The sequence below is a fragment of the Coleofasciculus sp. C1-SOL-03 genome (assembly GCF_040220555.1).
In the GTDB taxonomy this organism is placed as follows: domain Bacteria; phylum Cyanobacteriota; class Cyanobacteriia; order Cyanobacteriales; family Coleofasciculaceae; genus Coleofasciculus.
In genome coordinates this window covers 1-26,477 of sequence record NZ_JAVJUO010000234.1, presented here as the reverse complement: position 1 = coordinate 26,477, position 26,477 = coordinate 1, and the positions used below count along the sequence as shown (strand labels likewise).

Sequence of the window (26,477 nt, the reverse complement as noted above, 5' to 3'; positions counted from 1 at the left end):
TCTACAATCCTAACTCATTCACCAATTTTTCTCGTTCGGCGTTTAAGTTGAGTTTAACTTTTGCTTCGGGTTTATGAATTTCCCTCACTTCGAGGATTGGAGCTGTATTGTTTACATACTCTAATAACTGTTCCAATTTGGCTGCACCAGCCCACTCTCGTCTAATGTTATCAAGCATGAGTTGTAGACCCAAAGGTAAAGTTATATCGTTGGTTATATCGGCTTCCCTACCTAGTCTAATCAAAAGGGTATGTCCTTCAGCGTTCAAGGTAATCTCTTTCCCATCCATTTGACGGAGCGCTGTGTCTATGTCTTCATGCCAGGGACTACGGTGGTAATAACACCAGTTTAATTGAGTAAGTGGTTTTCCTGTCCATTTAACCGTATAAAGATCAGCCAAGTATAAAAAATTAATAAGCTGTGTTTTCGTGATATGCCCTTTTGTCTTATAGACAAAATATTTGATGAGTTGCTTCAACATCATTCCTTTTAATGCTGATGCCTAGAGCGTCGGTCAAGTATTATGAGAAACTGGGTTTCTCGTGAAGATGACAGAAAGAGCAAGCTTTCACCCAAAGAAACCCGATTTCTTGACCGAGGCATCCAATTACATACCCATGATTTCATATCCAGCATCGACATATAAAACCTGACCCGTGATCCCACTGGCGAGATCACTCGATAAGAAGGTGGCGGTATTGCCAACTTCTAGCTGGGTAACAGTTCGTCGTAGGGGGGCTACCTGCTCCACATGATGAATCATATCCAAGATGCCACCCACGGCGGAAGACGCTAGGGTGCGGATTGGACCAGCGGAAATCGCATTGACCCGAATATTACTCGGTCCCAATTCGGCGGCGAGGTAACGGACGCTCATCTCCAATCCTGACTTGGCGATACCCATGATATTGTAATTGGGGATCACCTTCACGCCGCCAAGATAGGTCATGGTGACAATACTGCCCCCCTCCTTCATCAAGGGTTTCGCCGCAGCAGCTAATCGAGTGAGGGAATAGGTACTAATTTCTAAGGCTGTGGTAAACCCTTGGCGCGAGGTTTGGCTAAACTCTCCGGATAAGTCCTCTTTGTTGGCAAAGGCAAGGCAATGGACGAGGATGTCCAGTTTGCCCCACTGCTTCTCAATCGCCTCAAAGGTGGCGTCGATTTGGGCATCATCTTGGACGTTACAGGGTAAGAATACACTGGGTTTTAGGGGGTCTACCAAGTCTCTGACTTTCTTTTCAAAGCGTCCCTTCTCATCGGGTAAATAGGTGACGCCCAACTCTGCACCCGCTTGGTGTAACTGTTGGGCAATGCCCCAGGCGATTGATCGATTGTTGGCAATCCCAGTCACCAGGGCATTCTTTCCAGTCAAATTCAACATAGGTCTGTTAATTCTTCAAGACAATAGAACAATTCGTAAAAGAGTAACCGTTAGGGGCGATGTTCGTTGTATGATAACTCCAAACCGTGAACCGTCAACTCAACTCGTCAGGTGTCCGTTGACACCTCACCTCATTATGTAACAATTGGTACAAAAAACCTATTGGAACTCGTATTAAGTATTCTTGAATACAATATAGGCAACGTTGATTGAGCCGATTTGGGAGCCTCAAGCTTCATCGGCATATACGAAGTCAGTAAGGCTTTGATGCAAGGGTAATAGGTATGGTCGTGACGCAAGATAGACCGTTAGCAGCTGTGTTCCGTCAAATCGGCGGAAGCTCATTTCCTCCCGTTGTCGAAAGCTTTGAACGGGGGAAGACGATTTTTTTCCCCGGAGATCCCGCCGAACGGGTCTACTTTTTAATGACAGGGGCTGTGAAGCTTTCCCGCGTCTATGAGGCGGGGGAGGAAATTACAGTTGCCTTGTTGCGGGAAAATAGTGTCTTTGGGGTATTGTCTTTGATCACCGGTCACCGCTCGGATCGGTTTTACCATGCGGTGGCATTTACCCCGGTTGAACTGCTTTCGGCTCCGATTGATCAAGTCGAGCAAGCGCTCAAGGACAACCCGGAGTTATCGATGTTGATGCTACAGGGACTGTCCTCGCGGATTTTACAGACGGAAATGATGATCGAGACATTAGCTCACCGGGATATGGGATCGCGCTTGGTGAGTTTTTTATTGATTCTCTGCCGTGACTTCGGCATTCCGGGCAAGGATGGGATTACCATTGACTTAAAGCTGTCTCATCAAGCGATCGCAGAAGCAATTGGTTCCACACGAGTCACCGTCACTCGGCTTCTGGGGGATCTGCGAAACGATGAAATGATCTCTATTCAAAAGAAAAAAATCACAGTTCACAATCCTGTGGTGCTGAGTCAGCAGTTCACCTAAGCATCCAAAGCCTTACTTTCAAGGGTTTAAGACTGCTTGTCACCCCTTCAAATCCTAGCCAATATCGGCACTGAATTAAGGGTTTGTCATCAGCCATGCCCATTACCTGGACTCCGGAACAAATCCTCGCACTTGCCCCCGATGCTAAGTCTGCCCAAAATGGTCAAGGCTTGGCACGGTCATCGAAATGGCAAGGATTGGGACGGAATCAGGAGGCAGTGTGGGGAGAGTGTCAAGGAAGTGGCAGTCAACCCTATCAAACCCAAGTCGATTTGGGCGAAACGGCGTTTAAGTGCAGTTGTCCGAGTCGTAAATTTCCCTGCAAACATGGACTTGGACTCCTATTCCTTTTCGCCAATCAACCCGATAGTTTTAACCAAACTCAACCCCCCGACTGGGTCAACGATTGGATTAGCACTCGCCGTCAAAAACAGGCGAAAAAGGCAGAAAAATCCGAAAAAGTGGCTGATCCCGTGGCTCAAGCCAAACGCGCCGCCAAACGGGAGGAAAATGTTGCCGCCGGGGTGCAAGAATTAGATCGTTGGTTACGGGATTTAGTGCGTCAGGGATTAGCCACGTTACCGGAAAAAGACTATCGGTTTTGGGATACGGTAGCCGCCCGGATGATTGATGCTCAAGCCCCAGGATTGGCGCGTCACCTGCAGGAGATGTCGGGAATTCCGTATACGGGGGTGGGTTGGCAAGAACGTCTTTTGCAACGGTTGGGACGCTTGTATTTGTTACTCCAAGGATTCCAACGCCTAGAAACATTACCCCCAGACACTCAAGCTGATATCCGCACGGCGATTGGTTGGGGGCAAAAAGAAGAAACCGCTACCTCGATGATCCGCGATCGCTGGTTAATCTTAGGACAATGTATCGAAGATCAGGATAACCTCAGGGCGCAACGGATATGGTTACAGGGACAACAGACCCATCGATTCGCCCTGATTCTTACCTTTGCTCATCATTCTCAACCCCTAGACACCAGTCTCATCCCCGGTACTCTCCTTGATGCCGATTTGGGATTCTTTGCCAGCGCTTATCCGTTGCGGGCAATTGTCAAAACCCGCCACGCCCCAGCCATACCATTTACACAGATGCAGGGGGAAAGGGCGATCGCCACGGCACTGACTCAATACACAAATGCGTTAGCTTGTCAACCCTGGTTAGACCAATTTCCCCTCAGCTTACAAGGGGTTATTCCCCAGAAGTATAACCAAGGATGGGCATTGCGCGACGGTGACAATCACCTATTACGCCTCGCCCCCAAATTTACAGAGGGTTGGCAGTTATTTGCCCTGAGTGGGGGACATCCCATCACCGTGTTTGGCGAATGGAATGGTGATGACTTTCTCCCCTTAAGTGCTTTTGCCCAACATCAGTTGATTGCCTTTCGATAACACTCAGCAATTTTGGTTCGTAGTAAGGGCTTTAGCCCTAGATTTTGTTAGATCGAGCCAGTACCAAGTTATAGTCCTAATTTCGGTTTCGTTTGAAATTTAGTCTAAACTCCAGAACCCAGTAAAATGCTCAAAATAAAATCTCTCGGTTTATCCATTATTGCCGCCTCAGTTGTTTTCGGTAGTCAAGCACTTGCGTCCGTTCCTACGTCTGTACTAGACCAGTCCACTGACTCATATTTTTGGAATGTTCACCCAGAAATGTTGAACAGGAGTATCCAGCCTCATCAAACTCAGTACAAAAAAGAGTGGTTGGCTATTCGAGAGGTTTTGAGAGACAGGCTTGTTTGGATGGAATTACCTTACTGCTACGCAGAACCCGGAACCTATGGCTATGAAGTGGAGGATTACGGGGAAACAGTTACAGCACTAACAGATGTGGTATTCTATGCCCGTCACCCGGAGTTGAACAGGCGCAAGATAAGACCAGGAGAGACAGCGCTAGTGGAGGAATGGAACGCTATTGCGAGAATGTTCCCGCCAAGCTTGTGTTAGAGTGCGATCGCTTCCGCTGGCGGCTTGTTTTACTGAGGAGGAAGTCGATCCTTAAAATCGATTTAGCATCCTATCTTCGGTAAAGCCTCAATGAGTCTCTGGCAAGACGTAATCACCACCGCCTTAGTTGGCACAGAGAGACGGACTCTCACCCTGACTCCAGCAACAAATCAACTGGGACAACTTTTATCCCAACTGAATCCGACTGACCCAGAAGCCACATTACTCAGCGCGGCTGGGGCAATTTCTCTCTATCACCGCGCCGGACAACGCCCAATTACCGATAACCAACCTTTACCCCAACCCTGTCCACCTGAGGATAAACCTCCCTGTAGTCCCCGCGCCGCCCACTATCTGAAATTAATGCTACAAAAAGACCGGGTAAAACTCTTACCGGAATGGTTAACCGCCGCCGCTACAGCCGGATACCGTGTCCCCGATTATTGTTTACCAGAGTTACTCGAAATTGGACGCACTTCACCCCAGTTACGCCCCGCCATTCTCCCGGTTTTAGGTCAACGGGGACGGTGGTTAGCCGCCCAGAATCCGGATTGGAATTATCTGGGAGAGGAGGATGTCGAACAAACTTGGACAAGCGGAAGTCTAGACGCCCGCCGACTTCTATTACACCATCTACGGCGTGAACATCCAGCCTCAGCACGGGAACGACTTGTAACTGTGTGGCAACAAGAATCATCAGATAGCAGAATCGCCTTGTTAGACACCCTGCAAATTGGCTTAAACCTGGAGGATGAGCCATTTTTAGAGATGGCACTGGATGACCGCCGCCAAGAGGTGCGACATCAAGCGGCTAATTTATTGGCACAGTTACCGGAATCGGGTTTATGTCAGCGGATGAAGCAACGCATCCAATCGGCTATCACATTTCGGCGCAAACGTAACCGTTTACACCTGGATTTTATCCTCCCTGATAATCATGACCAAGAGATAACTAGAGATGGGATTGATAGCAAACAGCCACCTCAGTTATTAGGCAATAAAGCCTGGATGATTTTGCAAATCGTCGCCGCGACTCCCCTTTCTCTGTGGTCAGAACTTCAGGAAGAATCCCCGATTGAATGGATACAAGCCGCGAAGCGGAGTGAGTGGGATCATTCCTTGGTTGAAGGGTGGGCGGTAGCGGCGATACGCCAACGGAATCCAGACTGGGCAGAGAGTTTACTGTCGTGCCATGGTGTGTTTAAGGGCTATTTAATCCCGCAGAATCCATTAATTTCTGGATTAATTAATGTTCTATCCTTTGAACAAAGAGATAGTTTTTTCCTGAATTTATTCCCATCTAGTAAGGTTCCCTTTAATAGCCAACATCCGGCGTTTAGTTTATTAACCCATTGCCATGTTCCTTGGAGTACCGAACTGACAGGTATCGTTTTAGACGGTGTGCGCCGCTATCTGAAGAAGACGGATAATCCTTACGATTGGTCGCTGTCTACTGGACTAAAAGAGTTTGCCTATTTTATGAGTCCTGATATTGTACCCGAACTTTCGACCCGTTTCAGCAATATTGTACCGGAACGGTTAGCTTTAGCCTCCTATTGGACGGAGGTGATTGATGAAGTATTGGCAGTTTTGAGTTTACGCTATGAAATGGGCAGAGAAATTTGAGCGTCAACAGTTTCTTGGTTTAAGTAGTCGGACAAAAGAAAACGGCACGCTCCGGAGCCAGTGCAAGTAAATCAGCCTCAAACCCTTACTGTTCCCTGTTCCCTATTCCCTGTTCCCTAATCTCAACCGTTAACTTTAATTGTGTCCACCTACTTATTAGTTTATATCTGCCAATAAAGTTAACAAATCATCCCAATTATTCAACTCAAACATAGCATCGCTTAACTCTTCTAAAGCAGACAAAGACAAACCTTCTACTAAGTTATTGAGTTCCGCTGTATTGTCTGGAAACCGCTTGTTCAGCAGACGCAGGACTAAAGCGCGTGCTTCTGTAATGCGACCTTCTTGACGACCTTCTTGACGACCTTCTTGACGACCTTCTTGACGACCTTCTTGACGACCTTCTTGACGACCTTCTTGACGACCTTCTTCCCGCGCCTCCTCCCGTGCTTCTTCGGTAGCATATTTGATGCGTCCTATCTCATCTCGCAACTGCATGGCTCGACGACTGACTTCCTCAGCTTCTGCTGGTGTCAGGTTCGCTTGATTGGCTATCGTTAACGCTTTTTCTATTGCTGTAACTTCTGCCAAACTTTCTGGAATTTCTTCTAAGTCTTGAGCTTGCGTCATAAAATAAATCCATTTCTCTGCCAAGGTCTGTAACTCTGGCAATTTTTTCACAAATCTCGGTAATTCTACAAAAATTAGCTGCAATTCATGTTCAGGATAGTCCGATAAGCTTTCTTGGTCTTTGAACACAAAATGATGAATACATTTATGGCTTTCTTTGAACAGAATAAAATCGGTGATTGTCACGGCAATAACTGGCGTAATCTCCAGGTAATAGTCTCCTGATGTCAACTGATTAGCATAAGCTTTGCAGAGATTGTAGGTCACTCGCTTATGAAAAGCAGCTATCCGGGCGACCTGCATTTCAATCAGGACAATTTCTCCATTATTTAGAACAGCCCTGATATCCAAGTAACTATCTTTTAAGGTTTCGACTTGACCGGGATTGTAAGGGTTGACAATGGTTAAGCTAGAAATGACACTTTCCCCATTGTAGACAATTGCATTTAAAAAGCTGATGAGAATGTCTTCACTTTGATCTGAGCCAAATATTTTTTTGAAAGCATAATCTATTTTTGGGCTAATAAATTTACTCTTAGTCATAATTTATTCCTGGTTTAAAGTCTTTCTAAGTACCTGGACGTAAATGTAGGCTGTACTACGTTTTGGAAATAGTCCTCAAACCCTTACAAAGAACGTAGCTTGCTTCTCAAGGGAGCGAGTATGACAAAGGACGAATGACGACTCCACTGTTAACTTTTATTGTACCTACCGACTGACTGGTGTCTATACAGAAGGACTAAATCTAACGAATTGAGATAAATTGGGAGAAAGTTAGTTTAGTATAGCAGGTACGGAAGCTCCTTTTTCAGGATAAACAGGACAAACAACTGTGAATCGTTCAAAGCTAAACACTCAAAACTTTTTATTACGAGAACATGCCGAACAACAGTTTGCCGAAGAGTTGGCGGAATTAGCAAAAGCGGATCAACGCCAGCGCCCACCGAACTGGAATTTATCCCCTTGGGCAGTCACAACGTATCTATTGGGAGGTACACTAGAGAACGGGTTTGTGGTATCGCCCAAGTATATCGGCGATCGCAGACTGATTGAAATAGCTGTAGCTACCCTCACCACCGACCGCGCCTTATTGCTGATGGGGGTTCCGGGAACGGCGAAGTCTTGGGTATCAGAACATTTAGCCGCCGCCATTTCCGGGGATTCAACCTTACTGATTCAAGGTACAGCCGGAACCAGTGAAGAGGCGATTCGCTATGGGTGGAACTATGCCCGTTTACTGGCAGACGGTCCTTCGATGGAAGCGTTAGTGGCGAGTCCGTTGATGGTGGCGATGGAAGCGGGGAAAATTGCCCGTGTGGAAGAATTAACTCGGATTCCGGCAGATGTCCAAGATACCTTAATTACCCTTCTCTCAGAAAAAACGCTACCAATTCCAGAATTGGGAGATGAGGTGCAAGCGATTAAAGGCTTTAATATTATCGCCACAGCGAATAATCGCGACAAGGGGGTCAATGACTTGTCTAGCGCCCTGAAACGCCGCTTTAATACTGTTGTCTTACCATTACCTAAAACCATTGATGAGGAAGTCGAGATTGTTCAACAACGAGTCGCAAGCTTAGGACGTGCTTTAGAACTCCCAGTGCAAGCCCCCGCTTTAACCGAAGTCCGCCGGGTGGTGACGATTTTCCGCGAACTGCGTAGCGGTATCAGCGACGATGGTAAAACTCAACTAAAATCTCCCAGTAGTACCCTGAGTACAGCCGAGGCAATTTCGGTGGTGAATAGTGGGTTAGCCCTAGCCGCCCATTTTGGCGATGGACACCTCAGCGCTGAGGATATTGCCTCTGGATTGGTGGGTGCTGTGGTGAAAGATCCGATCCAAGATACGTTAGTGTGGAACGAGTATCTCGAAACCGTGGTCAAAGAACGCAAAGGCTGGACAGACCTGTATCGCGCTTGCCGAGATGTCGGTTCTTAGGATCAAGTTGTTCCAGTTGGCGACTCCTGTCGCTACCATGATCTGTCGTGCTTGAGTATAAGTGAGATGTTGCCCATTGAACCTTCTCCAGATTCTCCACCCTCATCGGATCACTCATCTACCGATGCGGTAAGTTCTGATACGTCCGATTTTCCGGAGGGACATGTTCTCATTGTTCAAGATGACCGAGGACGACATCGGTTTGTCCTAGACGGTGAACTCTATTCCATTGGCAGAGACCATGATTGTGATATTCGTCTGTTCTCACAGTTTGTCTCCCGTCACCACGCCACGTTAATGCGAGTAGAGGGTGAGGATGGGCATGATGCCTATCGCATTGTTGATGGCAATCTCAAAGGGAAGTTAAGTTCTAATGGCTTGTTAATTAATGGTCAAAAGCACCAAAGCTATGAGCTGCAAAATGAAGAGGAGATTGTCTTTGGTCCTAATGTGAAGGCGATTTACTACCGAGTGCGTCGGGATCAGGGGGAGGGTTAACTCGTCATTGGTCATTGGTCATTGGTCATTGGTCATTGGTCATTGGTCATTGGTCATTGGTCATTGGTCAGCGTTGGAGGACTATTTGCAGAAGTTAATCTCAGTTTAAATAAGTCAAACCTTTTGGACATAAGGGGTCGGTTTTAATGTTCTCAAGTTTATTCGATTTTTCCTGACAATGTTAAGTAAAGTAAACACCTGGCAACCCTGATCTTGCCGTGAGGTGGCGAATGTAGTACGATCAGATTTTCGGTTGGCTTAAGATAATTTGGGTTTTTATTGACTTTTTTCAGGTATTTGTGTCTAGCTGTCGCTTCAAACCCTAACTATTGGTTATATCTGACAGTCCTCAGGTCAGACAACAAAAATACTACATTTACCCCTCAATGACCTAATTTTGCCAACGGCTTCTGTCGCAGACTTGACAAGGATAAGGTTGTATGCGTTAAAAGCCAAAATCAGAACTATTGACGCTAAAAAAAACGAATTAGCCCTTGACTTTGCGAGAGATTTTAGGTACTTTTATATCATGGGAAAATGTGCCGTCCTATAGACCCATATTAACCGTAATTCGTAGCGGCGTGGCACACCTAAAATAGGGCTTTGTTTGTAGTAAGCACGAAGAGTGCTTTAACGCATAGCTAGAGAGGGCTAAAGCCCTCACTACCAAACAAATCTATTTCACAATTTTAGCTGTGTCAGTCCAGTAGGGTGGGTTAGGCGGTAATTAATTCACAACACAAACCCTTTAATTGGCGCTTCGCCGTAACCCACCACGTTATTCGTGCCAACGGGTGAACTAACGATGAGAATTCCTCAACGAAATAATGGATTTCCCGGTAACGATAGTGGGGCGAGTCGAGATAATTAATGGATTTCCCCGTAACGATATGCAGCGACTCGCCCCTACAGCCCCTATTTTTCCTAACTGAATAATATGAAGTTTAAATGCACAACAGCTTAACCCTGTCCTTATGTATATAGGTAACGGTTACTTTACGCCTTCAGATACAGTCTCATCTAAATCCTAAGAGTCATGACAAGAACGGGTTGTTTTTCTTACAGTTAAGCATAGTCAGTTTTCCTGAATAGCTATCCCCATCGTCTCTAAACTGAGTTATGTCAAACTGAATCAAACAGATAGCCAGGATGAGGATAGATTTTGGGGTTCAACGTGAGATTGTAGGCATAACTTAAGCAGCAAACCTGTAGTGATATCATGTCCGTCCAAACAGTCATTATTCCCTTGTACCTTGCAACCTTCCTCCTTCCCTTGGAGCCCTTCTGCCTTCTGCCTTCTGCCTTCTGCCTTGTCTCAACCGATAGTGTAAGTATTCCACCGGACATGATATGACTCCCTCGGCTTAGGCAAAAAAGCAGGGGCGATTGGTGTGGGTGAGTAACTTGAAACCCTACTGCACTAACAGCAGTGATTCAACTCTCTAGTGGTTGGATTCATTTCACCACTAATGGCTGTTAAAGCCATCGACATTTTAGACCTATCCCAACGGGTAAAACGTAATCTAACTCACACGGATACAACTATGACGGCTACCTATAACTTCAACCTCGTTCTTCTTTCCATCGCTATTGCCATCATTGCCTCCTACACCGCACTTGATCGGGTGGGGCGTGTCACTGTGGCAAAAGGACGGACTCGCCAGTTGTGGTTAGCTGGGGGTGCGGTGGCGATGGGGATTGGCATTTGGTCAATGCATTTTATCGGTATGTTGGCGTATAACCTGCCAATTCCGATATCTTATGACCTTTCTCGTGTCTGGGTGTCACTGCTGGTGGGAATTCTGGGTTCTGGAGTGGCGTTGTGGCTGGGTTCTCGTCCTCATATAAGGTGGCTGCAACTGCTATTAGGTAGTGTGTTTATGGGATTAGGGATTGCCGCGATGCACTATACGGGGATGATGGCAATGAAATTAGAAGCAGTTGCCGATTATAACCTGACGCTGGTGGCGGTTTCAATAGCGGTTGCGATCGCAGCCTCTTTTATTGCCTTAGGGTTAGCGTTTCAACTACGGCATATCCAGGCTGATGCGAGAATCTTACCTAAGCTGGCGAGTGCGATGGTTATGGGTTTGGCGATTTCGGGGATGCATTATATCGGCATGGCGGCGGTTCGCTTCCAAGGGACAGATTCCGTTGTGCTGTCTTCATCTTCAATGATTGATAACCTATGGCTGGCTCGATTTATCGCTGTGGCGACGTTGTTTATCTTAGCATTACCCCTAATTGTCTCCTTATTTGATCAACGCCTGAATGTGGAGAAGGCAAAAGCTGAAACCTTGCGCCAAAGTGAAGAACGGTTTCGGGCGTTGCTGCAAAATGCTTCTGATTTCATCACTGTGGTGACAGGCGAGGGGATGATTCGCTATACCAGTCCCTCTTTACCGCGTGTGTTGGGGTATGACACGGAGGATTGGCAAGGTAAAACCATCGGGGAATTTGTCTTAAATGACGATAATCCCATCGCTGATAGTCTGTTAACCCAAGCCCTGGATTCCCCCAACTGTAATGTAACCGTTGAATTGCGATTACCTAACGCTTCAGGTGAGGTGCGCGAGTTTGAAGTCATCGCCAATAACCTGTTGCGTTTGCCGAGTGTGGCGGGGATTGTCCTCACCTATCACGATATTACCGACTGTAAGCAGACGTTTCAGGCACTGCAAGCGTCGGAACAGGAAGCTCATTCCTTTGCCCAACGGGAAGCCTTACTCAATTATCTAGGGCGAGAGATTCGCAATTCTTTGGACGTGAATACGATCCTGGATACGGCTGTTTTCTCGGTTCGCAGCTTGTTAAATCTCGATCGCTGTCAATTCCTCTGGCGTACCCCAGACGGTGGAAAACCCAGTATCGCCATTACTCATGAGGCGCGAAAATCGGGTTTACCCAGTCGCGTCGGGTACTACTCGAATCCAGAAGTCATCTCTTTGATCCAATCCATCCAGGATTTAGATATGATTCAGATTAATGATGTCACCAAAGACCCGGACTTGGATACCGCTCAACGACAACTCCTAACTCGGTCTCAGGTTACAGCTCAACTGATTCTCCCCCTGAAAACGAATTCGGGTCAAATTGGTGCTTTAGTTTGTACCGATTATCGGGAACCCCATACCTGGAGTCAGAGTGAAGTGGAACTCCTGACGGCGGTTGTCGATCAACTGGCGATCGCGATCGACCAAGCCCAACTTTATGCTTCTGCCCATAGCACCGCAACCACGGCGACGGCGCAAGCGAAGGAATTGCAGCAAACTTTGCAGAAGTTACAACAAACTCAGGCGCAATTGATTCAAAGTGAAAAGATGTCCAGCTTGGGTCAAATGATTGCCGGGATTACCCATGAACTGAATAATCCGGTGTCGTTTATCTATGGGAATATTAAACCTGCTAATCAATATGCTCAAGACTTGCTGCGGCTATTAAAGCTTTATCAGCAGTATTATCCCGAACCCCCGGCGGCTATTCAGGAACAAGCTGAGGCAATGAATCTGGAGTTTGTGATCCAAGATTTTCCCAAACTTTTAGGGTCTCTGAAAATGGGGGCGGTGCGTATCCGAGATTTAGTCAAATCTCTGCGGAATTTCTGCCGCTTGGATGAGGCGGATGTGAAGCCAATGGATATCCATCAAGGAATTGAGAATACGTTGCTGATTTTGGGTAATCGACTCAAAGCCAAGGAGAATCATGCTCCGATTGAGATTATTAAACAGTATGGTCAATTGCCCCAGGTGGAGTGTTATGGGGGGCAATTAAATCAGGTGTTTATGAATCTCCTGGATAATGCGATTGATGCTCTGGATGATCAATCCCCGCCGTTACAAATCACGATTAGCACTGAGGTGCTGGAAGAGACGGATCAGGTACGGATTCGGATTCAAGACACGGGTTCAGGTATCCCTGATCAGGTTAAACGTCATTTGTTTGACCCGTTTTTCACCACTAAACCTGTAGGTCAAGGTACGGGTTTGGGGTTGTCGATTAGTTATCAAATTGTCGTGGAAAAACATCAGGGTACATTACAGTGTTTCTCCCAACTTGGCGAAGGGACGGAGTTTTGGATCGATATTCCCATTTCTCAAACTCAAGGTAGAAATCTTGGTGCTTCAGTATCCCCGAAGCAGTTACGGGAACCTTGTGAAGTTTAATTGTCATTGGTCATTTGTCATTTATTTATTATTGATCATGACATCGTTCAAACCCATAGAATCCAGAAGTTGCATCCATGAAGATATTACTTTTAGCCACAGCTTACAACAGTTTAACCCAGCGTACTCATCTGGAGTTAGCCTATCGAGGTGATCAGGTTTCGATTGAATTAGGCTTAAATGACGAGGTGATGATAGAAGCCGTGGAACTCTATCAGCCGGATTTAATTATTGCGCCGATGCTGAAACAGGTGATTCCCGAAACCATTTGGCGACATCATATCTGTATTATTCTCCATCCGGGCATAAAAGGCGATCGCGGACCCTCAGCTTTGGATTGGGCGATCGCGAATAAGGTTGAGTCTTGGGGCGTCACGGCATTACAGGCAAATGGAGAAATGGATGCGGGGGATATCTGGGCGTCGGTTAATTTTCCGATGCAGTCGGTGAGTAAAAGTTGTTTGTATCGCAGCCAACTGACTCAAGCCGCAATTCAGGCGATTCTACAAACAGTGGAACGGTTTGAGTCCGGAACGTTTACGCCCGAACCTTTAGATTATACAAAACCGGATGTGCAGGGATGTTTACGTCCTTATATGAAACAGCGATTTCGAGCTATTGATTGGTGTAGGGACTCCACATCCACTATTGTCCAAAAAATCAGATCCGCCGATAGTCAACCGGGGTTATTGGATTGGATTCATGGCAAAAAATATTATCTCTATGGCGCTCATCCTGAAGATACCTTAACCGGAACGCCAGGGGAGATTATTGCCCAACGCCAGGGGGCGATTTGTCGCGCTACGGTTGGTGGGGCGGTTTGGATTTCTCATCTGAAACCGAAAACCCGGAATCGCTTATCCTTAAAATTACCAGCAGCCTTGGTATTGGCAGATGAATTAACCACCGTACCGGAATCCGATGTCCCGTTAACAGTTTCTCCTCATCGTCAAACCTATAAAGACATCTGGTATGAGGAAAAAAATCAGGTCGGCTACCTACATTTTGACTTCTATAACGGGGCGATGAGTACGGATCACTGTCAACGATTACGCGACGCTTTTCTTTATGCCCGTAGCCAGAAAACTAAAGTGATTGTCTTACTGGGAGGACAGGATTTCTGGTCAAATGGAATTCATTTGAATATAATCGAAGCGGCGGAGAATTCGGCGGATGAGTCGTGGCGCAATATTAACGCGATGAATGATTTAATTCATACCATTCTCACCACGGATAGTCATCTAGTTATTGCAGGGTTACAGGGAAATGCGGCGGCTGGTGGGGTGATGTTAGCGTTAGCAGCAGATCAGGTTTATGCCCGTCGGGGGATTGTTTTAAATTCGCATTATAAGCACATGGGATTATATGGTTCGGAATATTGGAGGTATTCTCTCCCCAAGCGGGTGGGTTCTAAAAAAGCACGGGAATTGACGGATATTTGTATGCCGATGGGGACTCAAGTCGCCCAGGAAATCGGACTGATTGATCAGGCGTTTGCGGATCAACCTGACAGTTTTCGCCAGCAGATTCAATTCGTCGCTGAAGAATTTGCTCACCATCCCGCTTATGGGCAACAATTAGCGCTGAAGCAGGAACAACGGCAACGGGATGAACGGTTTAAACCCTTAGCGGCTTATCGCCATGAGGAGTTAGCTCAAATGAGACGCAATTTCTATGATTCTGACCAATCTTATCATCAACAGCGGTATAATTTTGTCTATAAAGTTACGGCGTCCCAGACACCGCGTCATTTAGCAATTCATCGTCAGAGGGCGGATTCTGAAAAGGTATGTTCGCTGATTTTTGCACAATGAAAGAGTTAATCTACGGCTTGCTCGGTGTAATTTGGTAAGGGCGCATGTTTATTTGCTCGGCATGATTTGGTAAGGGCGTATGTCTATTTGCTCATCGTGATTTGGTAAGGGCGCATGTCTATGCGCCCCTACAAGGTTTCCAACTAATCCGATTTAACCCAGTCGGTAGGGGTTGATTTCTTACAAGAGGAAGGTATCACCTATGATCTGTTTTGAAAGGGTATCAGTATAAGTAAAACTTTATAGTCTGTCGGTTAGCCTTTTAAATCTGTCAAGTAACGCAAATGATACGTTTTCTGTTAAGGAATGTGAACACCTAAAAAACAACTGGAAACCCTGATCTTGCCGTTGTGCCGGGACTGTAGTATGATTTGTGAAGATAAATTAACCATGAGACGTTGGAGTTTTATTGGCTTTTATCGATAAATTGAGTCAAAAAATCCTCCAATTGCCGATTATGCCAACAATCGGGCAGTTTTAAGGATCAAGCACTACAAATATTACACGTCAATCTCAATGACATAATTTTGGCAACGCCATCCGTGGCTGATTTGACAAAAACAACGCTATATGCAGGGGAGTCAGACTGAGAAATGAGTATCCATATCTTTGGCATACGTCATCATGGACCCGGATGTGCGCGATCGCTCTGTCATGCTCTGCACAATCTCAACCCGGATATCCTTTTAGTAGAAGGTCCCCCGGATGGGGATGGGATGCTCTCTTTAGTTACTCATCCCCAGATGCAACCGCCTGTAGCGTTATTAGTTTACCGACCCGACCAACCCCAGAAAGCCGTGTATTATCCCTTTGCTATTTTTTCCCCAGAATGGCAAGGGATTAATTATGCCTTAACTCAAGGGATTCCGGTGCGGTTTATGGATTTGCCCTTGGTGCATCAGTTGGCAGGGGGAGCATGTAGAGACGCGCCATGGCGCGTCTGGGAAGCAGGGGAAGAGGATGAGATTTACTACGATCCGTTGGGTTATTTGGCAAGAATTGCTGGGTATAGTGATGGGGAACGCTGGTGGGAACAGTTAGTTGAACATCGCCAGGAGAGTACGGATGTATTTGAAGCGATTTTAGAAGCAATGACGGCGTTGCGTCAGGATGTACCCCCCAGAGATGATCCGAGGGAAGCGCAACGGGAAGCCTATATGCGGAAACAGATTCGGGCGGCGCAAAAAGAAGGATTTCAACGCATTGCTGTTGTCTGTGGTGCATGGCACGCTCCTGCTTTGGTGGATATGCCTGCGGCGAAAGCGGATAATGCGTTACTTAAGGGATTGGCGAAAACGAAAGTGGAAGCCACTTGGATACCTTGGACTTATGGGCGACTGGCATTGAAGAGTGGCTATGGGGCGGGGATTGAATCGCCGGGTTGGTATGGTCATTTGTGGGATTGTTATCAGGATGGGGGAGATGGGGGAGATGAGGGAGTTGATTCAACCCTGAGTCAGGGCGGGTTTTGTACCAACATTACTATCAATCGCGACCAGAAAGTCCCTAAACCCGCCCCTACAGATACGTCAGGACACATATCAAAACTCAACCATCAACACTCTGCGATCGCGATTCGGTGGTTAATTAAGGTGGCGCAGTTGTTGCGTCAGGAAGATTTAGATGCCTCATCTGCCCATATTATTGAAACGGTACGGTTAGCCGAATCCTTGGCAGCATTGCGCGATCGCGCGTTACCGGGTTTGTCGGAGTTAAATGAAGCGACGCAAACGGTACTATGTTTTGGCTCTGATCTGCCGATGCGGTTAATTCAAGACCAACTGATTGTGGGTGAACGATTGGGAGAGGTTCCCGATGATACGCCCATGGTTCCCTTACAACGAGATTTACAACAGCAGCAGAAACGCTTACGCCTCCGGGCTAATCCCACCGAGAAACAGTATGAACTCGATTTACGCAAAACAAATGACTTAGCGCGATCGCATCTTCTCCATCGTCTCAATTTACTCGGTATTCCTTGGGGGATACGACAATCGACAAGGGGAAAAGGAACCTTTAAAGAAGGATGGCGGCTGCAATGGCATCCAGAATTTGCGGTGAAACTGATTGAAGCCGGAATTTGGGGGAATACGATTGATGCAGCAGCGACGGCGTATGCCCGAAATCAGGCACAACAGGCGCAAGCGCTACCCAGTCTGACTCAGTTAGTCGAAACTGTTTTATTGGCAAACTTACCTGATGCGTTACCCGAAGTGATGCATCGCCTGCAAACTGAAGCCACCCTGAATCGAGATGTCGCCCAGTTAATGGAAGCGTTACCCCCATTAGCGCAGGTATTACGCTATGGCACAGTGCGCCAAACCGATACCCGCATGATTACCGCAGTGGTGGATGGCTTAGTAACTCGGATTTGTCTGGGTTTACCCTTAGCTTGTGCCTCTCTGGATGATCAAGCGGCGCGGCATATCGATCAGCGTATCCAACAAATGAATTACGCGATTTCCCTGTTAAATAATCCTGACTATAAACAATCCTGGCAACAGGTATTATTGCAACTGGCAGATCAAGCCAACCTGCATGGGTTACTCGCGGGTCGAAGTTGTCGATTATTACTGGATGCTGGGGTATTTAAGGGAAATGACGCCTCCCGTCAGTTAGAATTTGCTCTATCTCACGCCAGTGAACCTCCGCAAGCGGCGGCTTGGATAGAAGGGTTTTTACAGGGGAGTGGATTGTTACTCGTACATGACCATACCTTGTGGCAAATTATCGATGATTGGATTATTCAGCTTCCAGGGGAAACCTTTACCGAGATATTACCCTTATTACGTCGTACCTTTGCCAGCTTTTCTACGGCTGAACGCCGTCAAATTGGGGAACGAGTGACACAGGGAACCTCAGTTGAGACACCGGGGAGAAGGGAAGAGGAATTGGATAGCGATCGCGCGAATGCGGTTTTGCCGATTGTGGCGCAATTGTTAGGTGTTAGATAAGTCGGTAGTGGCGTGGTACACCTTAATTGGTGGATTAGCATCGTAGGGGCGCACCGACGTGCGCCCAATTTCACCGTCAAATCTATCCCACAATTTTAGACCAATGACAAATGACCAATGACCAATGACCAATGACCAATGACCAATGACCAATGACCAATGACCAATGACCAATGACCAATGACCAATGACCAATGACCAATGACCAATGACAAATGACCAATGACAAATGACCAATGACAAATGACCAATGACAAATGACCAATGACCAATGACCAATGACAGAACAGAGGTGATAAGATGACGCCGTATCCACGATTAACAGAAGTAACAATTCAAGGGTATCGACCGTTTAGAGAGTTTACGGCTCCATTGGAACGCTTAGAAGTGCTGGTGGGAGCGAATGGATCAGGTAAATCCAGTTTATTTGAATTCCTGAAATTTTTGCGAGACAGTATATACAGTGAAATTCCTCCGGAAATTATTCCCGGTTCGACGGGTCAACAAATTTTTCATCGTCCCGGCTCAGAGAAATTTAAATGGGACATTGAAATTGATATAGGTCATTCAGTTCCTATCCGTTATCAAGGAGAACTTATGGGTCCCATTGGTCGCACCCAAATTGCTTACGAGCGTGTCGAAACCTCTAGACCCTTGAATGAACGATACAATCAACCGTATTTATTTATGAATATTCAAGGAAATAGAGGTATCGTTCAACAGCCTGACAAAGGATTAAAACAGACCGAAATTAAACAAGAGGTCGCCTCAAAACGCAATCAACTTGCACTCAGCAGCATGACGAATCCAGCTATGGTGATTCTCTTTCAACTCAGCGAATATATTCGGAGTTGGAGATTTTACAGTTCATTCAATATCGCGAATGAGAAAATTCGCAAATCTGTACCGATTGAGCAAGACCCTATCCTGCGAGAAGATGGAGGAAATCTTAGTTCAGTCTTGCATTATTTTTTGACTGAGTACCCCTCACTCTTCGATGAACTCCAACACCATTTGCATTTTGTCGTTCCTGGATTTAAAGGGTTAACTGTAAAAGCACGAGGGGGACCCGGAGAAGTAATTACCTTTTGGCAAGAAGGTGGCGTTGACCACGATTTAAGTCTTGCCGATTTATCTGATGGAATTCTGCGTCTGATTTGTTGGATATGTCTGTGTTTACACCCTCATCCTCCCACTTTAATTTGTATTGATGAACCGGATCAAGGGGTTCATCCTCGAACTTTACCCCTTTTAGCTGGCTTATTTGAAAAAGCGTCTGAACGCACTCAGATTATTTTGGCAACTCACTCCTCGTACTTTTTGACCCAGTTTGATATTGCTAAGATTGCGGTTCTCCGCAAAGAAAATGGAGAAGCTAAGTTTATTAAACCCGGTCAGTCGCAGGTTTTAAGAGAGATGTTAGAGGATTTTGGCGGGGAAGAAATTGAGCAACTGCACCGAAGTGATGAATTGGAACGGTTACCATGAGGGTGATTATTTATGTAGAAGGTGCTTCGGATAAAGCAGCACTGGAAGTATTGCTGACACCTCTGATTGCGGCTAAATCTCAACAAGGTATTGGTATTGAATTTTTTCCGGTTAAAGGAAGTGATAATGCGCGAGGTGGCGATGCTAAGAAAGATTTACTGACGAAGGTTCCGATTAAGGCTGTCAATATTCTCAAAAATGATCCAAGTGCAATCGTTATAGCTTTACCCGATTTATATCCCAAAAATAAAGGATTTCCCCATGAAACGGTTCCAGAGTTAGAACGGGGGATAATGAATCAGTTTGCTCAAGGTTTACGAAATAAAGGGATTGACGATGAACGGATAAAGGAGCGTTTTCGAGTTTTTTGTCTTAAATATGAATTAGAAGCTTTAATTCTGGCGGCGGAATCAGAACTAGCGAATCGACTAGAGGTTGATACATTAGAAGTGACCTGGAAAATTCCTGTAGAAGATCAGAATCATGATTTGCCACCCAGCCGAGTTGTAGAACAACTTTTTAGAGATAACGGTAAAATCTATAAGAAAACAGTCGATGCACCTTTGATATTAGAAAATATTGATTATCAGACTATTGTTGAACGATGTCCTCAATGTTTTCAACCCTTTGTTAAATTTATAGAACAACTTTAAAAATTAGAAAATCGGTGCGTTACGCTACGCTAACGCACCCTACAATTGACTGTTACCCATTCCCTATTGCCCATTGCCTATTCCCTATTCCCTATTCCCGAAATACCTACTTATTCCCGATACAAAAACAACTCGTCCTCAATCTGTTGCTGCACCTGAGTATTGAGATCATCAGCGATGGTTACACAATCCACCACTAATTGATTCGCATCATAATAATCCCACAGCGATCGCCTCTGGTTTCTGCTAAACTGCCAATCATGTTCCCCTTGGTCATGTTGTCCCATCAAAAAGCCAACTCGTTTGATCCAAGAGTGACGATGATTAAACCACCACGAGTTCAACCTCTCCCCATTGGATTGAAACTGAAACACCGGATCGAGTAAAGTGTTGAGCGATCGCGCTAATAGACCCAGACGCTCAGGATTATGGGCGAGGTTAAACTTGAGACTATAATCCAGGGTAGCGTTAAGGATTAAAGCCCGATATAACGGTGGCGGTAAAGACGTTGGCGGTAAATAATCCTTCATTTTAAACGCTAAGGCTTCCGGTACTGTAAATTTGGCGTCTAACTTTTGCGGTAAGGACAAGCAGGAGGGTAATTGCTGCAACGGTGGCGGTTCCAACGGTTGCTCAAGCCGAGAGGACTTGAGTGTCTGGGTTAAGCCTTGATCTAAAATTAAAGCCAGGGCAAAATCAAAGGCACGCACAGCGACTGACTTGTGGGATAATGGACTAGATTTGGAGCGATGATCTATCCAGTTCACGAATTGCCCTAATCGCTGATCCGGTATCAATAACTGATCCACCCCTTGTTTCATCGCTTGGATTAATTGTTCAGGGTGACGCAATCGGGTGACAGTGAATAAAAACACCTCTCGCCAGGATGGTTCGGTCAAGTGCGTCACGAATTCCGCGATCGCATCAGGATTCTGATTCGTTTTCGTGGTAAACTCTCTAGCGGTGAGGTATTGCTGAAGACTCCAATTCGCAAAGGAATAAACTCGCCGCGATCGCTCCACCAATACTCCATGGTGACATTCAATCGCTTTTAAAATCCCTTGACTCTGTATCTGTAAGTCAACCGGATCAACCTCCTGATAATTCGGGAGTGTTTGCAGATAATCACCAATATAATGTTCCACCTGAGATTGGGCAAAGCAATACTGCTGTTGGATAAAGGTAACAGACGCCACTTGATCCAACAACTTCAACCGATTCACCAAAGACAAGGGTTGTTCAGCCGAATCTCGCTCAACCCCTTTGCAATCATCCCATTTCTGGAGCAGAATATCCAAACCTTCCTGATAAAGTCTAGCCTGTTGGCGCGGAAAACGGGCTTGGGATTGGAAGACATGACAGATGAAACTGAGTAATAGAGGGGTTCTCGCCATGTCCTGAATCGTCCGGTTTTCCGGATACTCCAGTTGTACCCTAAACTCAGCCGCTTTCGCTAACCCCTTCTCCCAATTCGCACCAGCCACCGCCACAAAGTACTTCTGGGCAAAATCGCCTATTTGAGTCAACGTCCAATCGGCGAGTTCCACTTCAGTAAATCGACCAAACCGATACAATTCCACCCCAGTGCGACAGGTGATCACATAGCGATTTTTAGGATAACGATAACAGAACCACCGCAGTTTGTTAAAGAGGGAAAAACGCCTCGATGGGGATACCTCATCCCAGCCATCTAGCAAAATCAGCAGTTTTCCCGCTTGGAGTAAGGTTTTCACCATTTCCCCAGAGACACCGCGATCGCGAAACTCTTGGCAGATATAATCCAGCAAACTCAGCGTATTGGCATCTTGCACCAAATCCCTCCATTCAATATAAATCGGCACCCGATCCGCCGCAAATTTGCCGTGATTACACTGAGTCGCTACATACTGCAAAAACGTCGTTTTACCCGTTCCCGGTTTCCCCCCTATAATCAGGTGGGTTTGTCTTGCCAATACCGCCATTGCCAACACTCGTTCCGGAGAGGTTCCATCGGGACTCAACTCATAACCCCTCTCCCGATTCACCTGAAAATGTCGCCGCCAATCTGCCAAGTCGAACCAGCATCGGTTGGGGATATCTTGCCAAACCTCCACATCAATATAAATATCCGCTAAGGAAATCGGTTTCGGCACATCCCATAACGGCACAGTATCCAATTGAGTCTCAATCTGATTCTGGCAGCAAGCACGAACCTCTGCAACTAAGGCGTTGAGTTCCACAGGCTGATTTGCCGCAGGATGCATCGGTTGGGATCGCCTCCCGTCTGGAACCTGAGTCGCCACCTCTTGCCAAGATAAATCCAGTTGTCGGCAAATCTCAATGAAAATCCGTCGCTCAACGGGACGACCCGCAAAAAATTTACTGATGGATTGGCGAGTCTTCACGCCTACCTTTTTCGCCAGCACTTGATGAGTCCACTGTTTCCGCGCCATGGCTTCTTTGGCTTGGATGATACCCTGTGCATTTGCCGACAGCGATCGCTTACCCATATTACACCTCCATCCTGCTCGAACACCGATGCCGCGATCGCATCCTGTTGGGGAGGTTCTGACAAAACGGTAACACTGCTATACAATAATCCCTTTGTTGATGTTGAATGGACGCGACAAGGTGCATCTCAACATCCAATCTAGTTCTCCTCAACTGGGATGACTGAATTGGTAGTCGATGATACCTCAATTCAGTTCTCTGATTGGCGCTACCGATTTAGGTGATATAGAAAAAACACACCAAATCATACCAACTTATACATATTGACCATAAATCTCAACGCGATGTTGATATATCACCCTATAGACTAGGATAAAGCTTCTCAAACTAGAGCCTAGCATAAGTTTACCTAAAGTATCATTTTTTTATATTCATTAAAAAAAATAAGCAAATAATTAAGTTATGCAAAAAAGCACAAACACAAACCTTTCTGATTTAAATCATACAAATTCAAATCAACAAAAACATTGACGAACTCCGGGGATCGTGTAGTCTATGAAATAGATAAGGATTACAAACTTTTGAAAAATGAGAAGGTAGGTTTTTCATAAAATGGAACTCTTGCAACAGGTAAGACCCACTGACTCGCCCCAAACTAACTTGAGTCACTTAAAATATGGATTTACCTATAAAATTTCCCAAGAGCTAGAAGAGCAGATGCTCCTGATCAAGATTTTTCTCAAACTCCTGGAAGACTCCCAGGGACACCTAAGCGACGATCAACAGTTAGAGTATCTGCAAATGATTCAAGACTCGGTACACCAGATGACTCAAGCCTTACACGAGGCGATCGAGGATTTTGTCGCCGAAACGGGTTAACCTTTAGTTAACCAGCCGTCTGATAACATTGAGGGAGATAATCATGATATGAACTTAAAAACAGAACAGTCTTTAGAAATCTTGTCCAAACTGGGATTAGCCTATTGGCTGGAAGTGATTACCCATGATCCTTGGTGTGTTTACTACTTTGGTCCTTTTAGCACAATCCAAGACGCTGAATTATCCCAGCACGGTTATCTGCAAGATATTCTCGAAGAAAGCGCCCAACCCATCAGCATAACCATCAAACAATTTCAGCCTCACACCCTAACCATTTTTGAAGATAGTCTGGTTTGATATTGGGGTAAACCTGAGTCATTTGTCTCTGGATTTATGGCATTAATTCCTGTTTAAACATGAGGTAAGCGGGTTAAAACGACAGTATCCTTTTACTGTTTTTATAACCCAATCATTTTTTCTTTAATTAACCCATAGACGTAGATTGCTTCTTTTTTGGAAGCGAGTATGACGATTTTCATCGTTAACCTTAATTTTGTCTGACTACTTATAGACACGAAATGCTGTGTCTAGTCAAGACAATTTTGGGGTTAAAGTTCAACGACTGAATCGATATCCTTGACTTGTGTTACAACCTAAACACCTGAATCGACTTTGACGTTATAACCATGAGCAACAATGTGCCAGTCCAAACCCGCCTCTTGAAAGTCATTCAAGAAGAAATTGAAAATGCCTTAGACGCTTATCCGAACAAATTTTGCCGAATTTTTTTTACCTGTACCAACCTACGCCAGGACTTACTATGCTACGTTTTGTGTAAACTATCGAATGATCCCCAAGCTGTTGCGGTTAAACAAGGCAAAAAACTGTGCAGAAAGCATACGTTTCCCTATTATTCGTTGGAGATGCGATTACACCTGGAATCGTATATTCGTGAAGGCATGAATTGTTTATTGTCAGATACCTACCACGGTTTGAATTTCGGGAATAGGGAATAGGGAATAGGCAATACTATTCTTTCCCTTCTACTTTCATTGAATTCTTTTTTAATCAACCCATTTTAATAAAATCATGAGAACCATCAACTATGCAGTATCAATCTGTCGTCATTGTGGTCACTATCAACCCCAAAAAGGCTGGGGAGGTTACTGTCACCAGCTAGGCGTGGCTGTACAGGGAAAATGGAAAGCTTGTCCTTTAGCCATTTCCCCCTTTGTCACCTGTGCTGAACACCTCAATGGGGTGGACTGTGGCTTAATGCATCGATAATTAGTTCCTTCCTGTGGTATCACTTCCCATGTTTAATTCCTTACCGACTAAATACACCAATCGAATTCTCTGCTACTATACAAATACCAGTAAACAGATCCAGATCATTCGGATTACCGATATTCCCAATTGGTACTTTGAGCGGATTCTATTCCCCCAACAGCGCCTCCTGTTTGAAGCAATTCCCTACGCTCATTTAGAAGTCTATAAAAAGAGATTTGGCGTGGCGGATTTAGCGGCTACGATTCTGTGCGATTTTTTGCAAGTGCAACAGGAAGCAGAAACGCCTTCTCCTTTATATAGTGCTACGCGCTAGGCTTTCTTGCAATAGGCAATACTTGTAGTGCGAGCATCTTGCTCGCTACTGATTCTGCATTAGTCTGTCAATTCCCCCCGCATCACAGTAACCGCTTGTCCGCCCAGAATGACGCGATACGTTCCTTCGGAACAGGCTCCGCCAACGCTCCCGGTATAACGTACCTTGACTACCCCGCCTCGATGGGAGGCTTGATAGGCTAAGAACTCATCTTTACTGATGCGATCGCGCCAGAACGGTGCTAGACAACAATGGGCAGCACCCGTCACCGGATCTTCGTCAATTCCTAAGCCCGGTGCAAAGAAACGAGAAACAAAATCATACTCTGAACCCGAATCAGTCTGACTGGTAACAATAACATCAGATATCGGTAAAGTTTTGAGTAAACCAAAATTGGGCTGTAGATGTCGCACCATCTCTTCCGATTCCACTTCCACTAAATAGCCCAAAGAATTCTGCCAAACGGACTGAATCGGTACACCTAACGCTAACGCAAGGTTTGGGGGGGCGGTTGTAGGTTGGGAATGATTCACCGGGAAGTCTAACTCAATCCATTCACCCTGACGCTGGGCGATGAGTATCCCGCTTTTGGTATAAAAATGAGCGGGTTTCTCCGGGGACAGATGACCCTCTGACCACAAAACATGGGCGCTAGCTAAGGTAGCATGACCACAAAGGGGAACTTCTACTGTCGGGGTAAACCAACGCAGATTAAACCCATCCTCTTGCTGCACTAAAAAGGCGGTTTCGGACAGATTCATTTCCTGTGCTACATTCTGCATCCAGCTATCCGGTTGGGGAGTTGACAAAACACAGACAGCGGCTGGATTACCCGTAAATGGAGTGCAGGTGAAGGCATCAACTTGAATGATTGGCTGGTTCATAGTTTCTCAATCTCTTCCCTAGTCAGTCCGGTTGCTGCTGTGATGGTATCAAGATCAGTCCCTTGTTGTTTTAAGATTCTGGCTATGTTAGTCTTTTCCTGCTGTTTGCCTTGCTCCATACCCTCTTGGATACCTTGCTCCATACCCTCTTTCATCCCTTTCTCCATGCCCTCTTCTAAACCCTCTAATCTTCCCTCTGAGCGTGAACTTTCGATTAGGCTAATTTCGTAGCGTCGATTCTCCATAAATCTTAGGTAGTTGGCTCTTTCTGCTTCACTCAAACTATCGACGAGTAAGTTTTCCTTCGCTTCCGCTAAACCTTGGGCAGTAAACTCATCTTTGATTTGGCTCTTTTTCAAGAAATATATCCATTCATCTAGGGTATCCTTCGCTACCTCGTTAAAGTTGTTGACTTTAATCACATAATACTCTGGAAAAACCTCATAGACATCTTGGATATTAAACAGTTTCCGTTGCTTGATTAATAGACCCAACCGCTCCTCTAAATGAAGACCACAAAAATCGAATTTTCCGTGGTAAATATAATCATCTCCCTGTCCCAGCGAAAAGTAGACGATATTCACTGAATAGACTTTCTTGACGTTGCCGTAAGGTTCTCCTTTTTCCAGAAAGTCGGTAATTAATCTGGATGTGCCATAGAGCATCCGATGAAAATAA

The 26,477-nt window shown here is 45.7% G+C and carries 23 protein-coding genes; 16 read left to right on the top strand and 7 right to left on the bottom strand.

Going from position 1 to position 26,477, the window contains the following annotated elements:
- Position 1: 1 nt before the first annotated feature.
- Together RIE73_RS35515 and fabI are read right to left on the bottom strand one after the other, a co-directional pair.
- Positions 2-481 carry a type II toxin-antitoxin system antitoxin SocA domain-containing protein gene (locus RIE73_RS35515; protein ID WP_446405666.1) on the bottom strand — a complete coding sequence of 160 codons (480 nt, stop codon included), beginning with the start codon at positions 479-481 and terminating at the stop codon, positions 2-4.
- Between the two features lie 126 nt (positions 482-607).
- Positions 608-1,384 carry an enoyl-ACP reductase FabI gene (gene fabI / locus RIE73_RS35510; protein ID WP_446405643.1) on the bottom strand — a complete coding sequence of 259 codons (777 nt, stop codon included), beginning with the start codon at positions 1,382-1,384 and terminating at the stop codon, positions 608-610.
- Positions 1,385-1,668: 284 nt separating this feature from the next.
- Between fabI and ntcA the strand changes: the two genes are divergently transcribed.
- From ntcA to RIE73_RS35490, 4 genes are all read left to right on the top strand, one after another.
- Positions 1,669-2,340, top strand: a complete 672-nt coding sequence (gene ntcA, locus RIE73_RS35505; RefSeq protein ID WP_446405642.1) for a global nitrogen regulator NtcA — start codon at positions 1,669-1,671, stop codon at positions 2,338-2,340.
- Positions 2,341-2,435: 95 nt separating this feature from the next.
- The gene (locus tag RIE73_RS35500; RefSeq protein WP_446405641.1) at positions 2,436-3,743 is read left to right on the top strand and encodes an SWIM zinc finger family protein; all 1,308 of its coding nucleotides are present in this window, start codon (positions 2,436-2,438) and stop codon (positions 3,741-3,743) included.
- Positions 3,744-3,869: 126 nt separating this feature from the next.
- Positions 3,870-4,298, top strand: a complete 429-nt coding sequence (locus RIE73_RS35495; protein WP_446405640.1) for a hypothetical protein — start codon at positions 3,870-3,872, stop codon at positions 4,296-4,298.
- Between the two features lie 90 nt (positions 4,299-4,388).
- Positions 4,389-5,924 (top strand): DUF5691 domain-containing protein, encoded by a 1,536-nt coding sequence (locus RIE73_RS35490; protein WP_446405639.1) that lies wholly within the window; start codon positions 4,389-4,391, stop codon positions 5,922-5,924.
- A gap of 156 nt (positions 5,925-6,080) precedes the next feature.
- Here the strand turns inward: RIE73_RS35490 and RIE73_RS35485 are convergent, their stop codons facing one another.
- Positions 6,081-7,097: an Rpn family recombination-promoting nuclease/putative transposase gene (locus RIE73_RS35485; protein WP_446405638.1), complete on the bottom strand. Its 1,017-nt coding sequence runs from the start codon at positions 7,095-7,097 to the stop codon at positions 6,081-6,083.
- A 289-nt stretch (positions 7,098-7,386) separates the two neighbouring features.
- On the opposite strand from RIE73_RS35485, the gene RIE73_RS35480 reads away from it, so the two are divergent.
- The 5 genes from RIE73_RS35480 (at position 7,387) to RIE73_RS35460 (ending at position 17,922) form a co-directional block, all read left to right on the top strand.
- The gene (locus RIE73_RS35480) at positions 7,387-8,493 is read left to right on the top strand and encodes an ATP-binding protein (protein WP_446405637.1); all 1,107 of its coding nucleotides are present in this window, start codon (positions 7,387-7,389) and stop codon (positions 8,491-8,493) included.
- A 66-nt stretch (positions 8,494-8,559) separates the two neighbouring features.
- Positions 8,560-8,991 (top strand): FHA domain-containing protein, encoded by a 432-nt coding sequence (locus RIE73_RS35475; RefSeq protein ID WP_446405636.1) that lies wholly within the window; start codon positions 8,560-8,562, stop codon positions 8,989-8,991.
- A 1,469-nt stretch (positions 8,992-10,460) separates the two neighbouring features.
- Positions 10,461-13,154 (top strand): MHYT domain-containing protein, encoded by a 2,694-nt coding sequence (locus RIE73_RS35470; RefSeq protein WP_446405635.1) that lies wholly within the window; start codon positions 10,461-10,463, stop codon positions 13,152-13,154.
- 77 nt (positions 13,155-13,231) lie between these two features.
- Complete coding sequence (locus RIE73_RS35465; RefSeq protein WP_446405634.1) at positions 13,232-14,968, top strand: hydrogenase maturation protein; 1,737 nt, start codon at positions 13,232-13,234, stop codon at positions 14,966-14,968.
- Between the two features lie 593 nt (positions 14,969-15,561).
- A complete protein-coding gene (locus RIE73_RS35460) occupies positions 15,562-17,922 on the top strand; it encodes a DUF5682 family protein (RefSeq protein ID WP_446405633.1) in 2,361 nt (786 codons plus the stop codon).
- On the opposite strand, the gene RIE73_RS35455 is transcribed toward RIE73_RS35460, so the two are convergent.
- On the bottom strand, positions 17,908-18,201 hold the full coding sequence (locus RIE73_RS35455) for a hypothetical protein (protein WP_446405632.1): 294 nt from the start codon (positions 18,199-18,201) through the stop codon (positions 17,908-17,910). The genes RIE73_RS35460 and RIE73_RS35455 overlap by 15 nt on opposite strands.
- A 21-nt stretch (positions 18,202-18,222) precedes the next feature.
- Here RIE73_RS35455 and RIE73_RS35450 point away from each other — a divergent pair, with 21 nt between their 5' ends.
- Both RIE73_RS35450 and RIE73_RS35445 read left to right on the top strand, forming a co-directional pair.
- On the top strand, positions 18,223-19,410 hold the full coding sequence (locus RIE73_RS35450; protein ID WP_446405631.1) for an AAA family ATPase: 1,188 nt from the start codon (positions 18,223-18,225) through the stop codon (positions 19,408-19,410).
- A complete protein-coding gene (locus RIE73_RS35445) occupies positions 19,407-20,063 on the top strand; it encodes a DUF4276 family protein (RefSeq protein WP_446405630.1) in 657 nt (218 codons plus the stop codon). Before RIE73_RS35450 ends, RIE73_RS35445 begins: the two co-directional genes overlap by 4 nt.
- 110 nt (positions 20,064-20,173) lie before the next feature.
- On the opposite strand, the gene RIE73_RS35440 is transcribed toward RIE73_RS35445, so the two are convergent.
- Positions 20,174-22,552 (bottom strand): NACHT C-terminal helical domain 2-containing protein, encoded by a 2,379-nt coding sequence (locus tag RIE73_RS35440; RefSeq protein ID WP_446405629.1) that lies wholly within the window; start codon positions 22,550-22,552, stop codon positions 20,174-20,176.
- 553 nt (positions 22,553-23,105) lie between these two features.
- On the opposite strand from RIE73_RS35440, the gene RIE73_RS35435 reads away from it, so the two are divergent.
- The 5 genes from RIE73_RS35435 (at position 23,106) to RIE73_RS35415 (ending at position 24,915) form a co-directional block, all read left to right on the top strand.
- On the top strand, positions 23,106-23,372 hold the full coding sequence (locus tag RIE73_RS35435; RefSeq protein ID WP_446405628.1) for a hypothetical protein: 267 nt from the start codon (positions 23,106-23,108) through the stop codon (positions 23,370-23,372).
- A gap of 48 nt (positions 23,373-23,420) precedes the next feature.
- On the top strand, positions 23,421-23,669 hold the full coding sequence (locus RIE73_RS35430) for a DUF1816 domain-containing protein (RefSeq protein WP_446405627.1): 249 nt from the start codon (positions 23,421-23,423) through the stop codon (positions 23,667-23,669).
- A 329-nt stretch (positions 23,670-23,998) separates the two neighbouring features.
- A complete protein-coding gene (locus tag RIE73_RS35425) occupies positions 23,999-24,328 on the top strand; it encodes a hypothetical protein (RefSeq protein WP_446405626.1) in 330 nt (109 codons plus the stop codon).
- A 73-nt stretch (positions 24,329-24,401) separates the two neighbouring features.
- The gene (locus tag RIE73_RS35420) at positions 24,402-24,599 is read left to right on the top strand and encodes a hypothetical protein (RefSeq protein ID WP_446405625.1); all 198 of its coding nucleotides are present in this window, start codon (positions 24,402-24,404) and stop codon (positions 24,597-24,599) included.
- Positions 24,600-24,627: 28 nt separating this feature from the next.
- On the top strand, positions 24,628-24,915 hold the full coding sequence (locus tag RIE73_RS35415) for a DUF1830 domain-containing protein (RefSeq protein ID WP_446405624.1): 288 nt from the start codon (positions 24,628-24,630) through the stop codon (positions 24,913-24,915).
- A gap of 59 nt (positions 24,916-24,974) precedes the next feature.
- Here RIE73_RS35415 and RIE73_RS35410 read toward each other — a convergent pair whose 3' ends face one another.
- Both RIE73_RS35410 and RIE73_RS35405 read right to left on the bottom strand, forming a co-directional pair.
- Positions 24,975-25,799, bottom strand: coding sequence for a PhzF family phenazine biosynthesis protein (locus RIE73_RS35410; protein WP_446405623.1), 825 nt, complete (start codon positions 25,797-25,799; stop codon positions 24,975-24,977).
- On the bottom strand, positions 25,796-26,477 hold a 682-nt coding region (locus RIE73_RS35405), incomplete at its 5' end, for a PD-(D/E)XK nuclease family transposase (protein ID WP_446405622.1). The genes RIE73_RS35410 and RIE73_RS35405, both read right to left, overlap by 4 nt.

What these genes read in the sequence shown, in the direction of transcription:
- RIE73_RS35515 (WP_446405666.1), bottom strand. Translation starts at nt 481, where the DNA reads ATGTTGAAGCAACTCATCAAATATTTTGTCTATAAGACAAAAGGGCAT.
- fabI (WP_446405643.1), bottom strand. Translation starts at nt 1,384, where the DNA reads ATGTTGAATTTGACTGGAAAGAATGCCCTGGTGACTGGGATTGCCAAC.
- ntcA (WP_446405642.1), top strand. Translation starts at nt 1,669, where the DNA reads ATGGTCGTGACGCAAGATAGACCGTTAGCAGCTGTGTTCCGTCAAATC.
- RIE73_RS35500 (WP_446405641.1), top strand. Translation starts at nt 2,436, where the DNA reads ATGCCCATTACCTGGACTCCGGAACAAATCCTCGCACTTGCCCCCGAT.
- RIE73_RS35495 (WP_446405640.1), top strand. Translation starts at nt 3,870, where the DNA reads ATGCTCAAAATAAAATCTCTCGGTTTATCCATTATTGCCGCCTCAGTT.
- RIE73_RS35490 (WP_446405639.1), top strand. Translation starts at nt 4,389, where the DNA reads ATGAGTCTCTGGCAAGACGTAATCACCACCGCCTTAGTTGGCACAGAG.
- RIE73_RS35485 (WP_446405638.1), bottom strand. Translation starts at nt 7,097, where the DNA reads ATGACTAAGAGTAAATTTATTAGCCCAAAAATAGATTATGCTTTCAAA.
- RIE73_RS35475 (WP_446405636.1), top strand. Translation starts at nt 8,560, where the DNA reads ATGTTGCCCATTGAACCTTCTCCAGATTCTCCACCCTCATCGGATCAC.
- RIE73_RS35470 (WP_446405635.1), top strand. Translation starts at nt 10,461, where the DNA reads ATGGCTGTTAAAGCCATCGACATTTTAGACCTATCCCAACGGGTAAAA.
- RIE73_RS35465 (WP_446405634.1), top strand. Translation starts at nt 13,232, where the DNA reads ATGAAGATATTACTTTTAGCCACAGCTTACAACAGTTTAACCCAGCGT.
- RIE73_RS35460 (WP_446405633.1), top strand. Translation starts at nt 15,562, where the DNA reads ATGAGTATCCATATCTTTGGCATACGTCATCATGGACCCGGATGTGCG.
- RIE73_RS35450 (WP_446405631.1), top strand. Translation starts at nt 18,223, where the DNA reads ATGACGCCGTATCCACGATTAACAGAAGTAACAATTCAAGGGTATCGA.
- RIE73_RS35445 (WP_446405630.1), top strand. Translation starts at nt 19,407, where the DNA reads ATGAGGGTGATTATTTATGTAGAAGGTGCTTCGGATAAAGCAGCACTG.
- RIE73_RS35440 (WP_446405629.1), bottom strand. Translation starts at nt 22,552, where the DNA reads ATGGGTAAGCGATCGCTGTCGGCAAATGCACAGGGTATCATCCAAGCC.
- RIE73_RS35435 (WP_446405628.1), top strand. Translation starts at nt 23,106, where the DNA reads ATGGAACTCTTGCAACAGGTAAGACCCACTGACTCGCCCCAAACTAAC.
- RIE73_RS35430 (WP_446405627.1), top strand. Translation starts at nt 23,421, where the DNA reads ATGAACTTAAAAACAGAACAGTCTTTAGAAATCTTGTCCAAACTGGGA.
- RIE73_RS35425 (WP_446405626.1), top strand. Translation starts at nt 23,999, where the DNA reads ATGAGCAACAATGTGCCAGTCCAAACCCGCCTCTTGAAAGTCATTCAA.
- RIE73_RS35420 (WP_446405625.1), top strand. Translation starts at nt 24,402, where the DNA reads ATGAGAACCATCAACTATGCAGTATCAATCTGTCGTCATTGTGGTCAC.
- RIE73_RS35415 (WP_446405624.1), top strand. Translation starts at nt 24,628, where the DNA reads ATGTTTAATTCCTTACCGACTAAATACACCAATCGAATTCTCTGCTAC.
- RIE73_RS35410 (WP_446405623.1), bottom strand. Translation starts at nt 25,799, where the DNA reads ATGAACCAGCCAATCATTCAAGTTGATGCCTTCACCTGCACTCCATTT.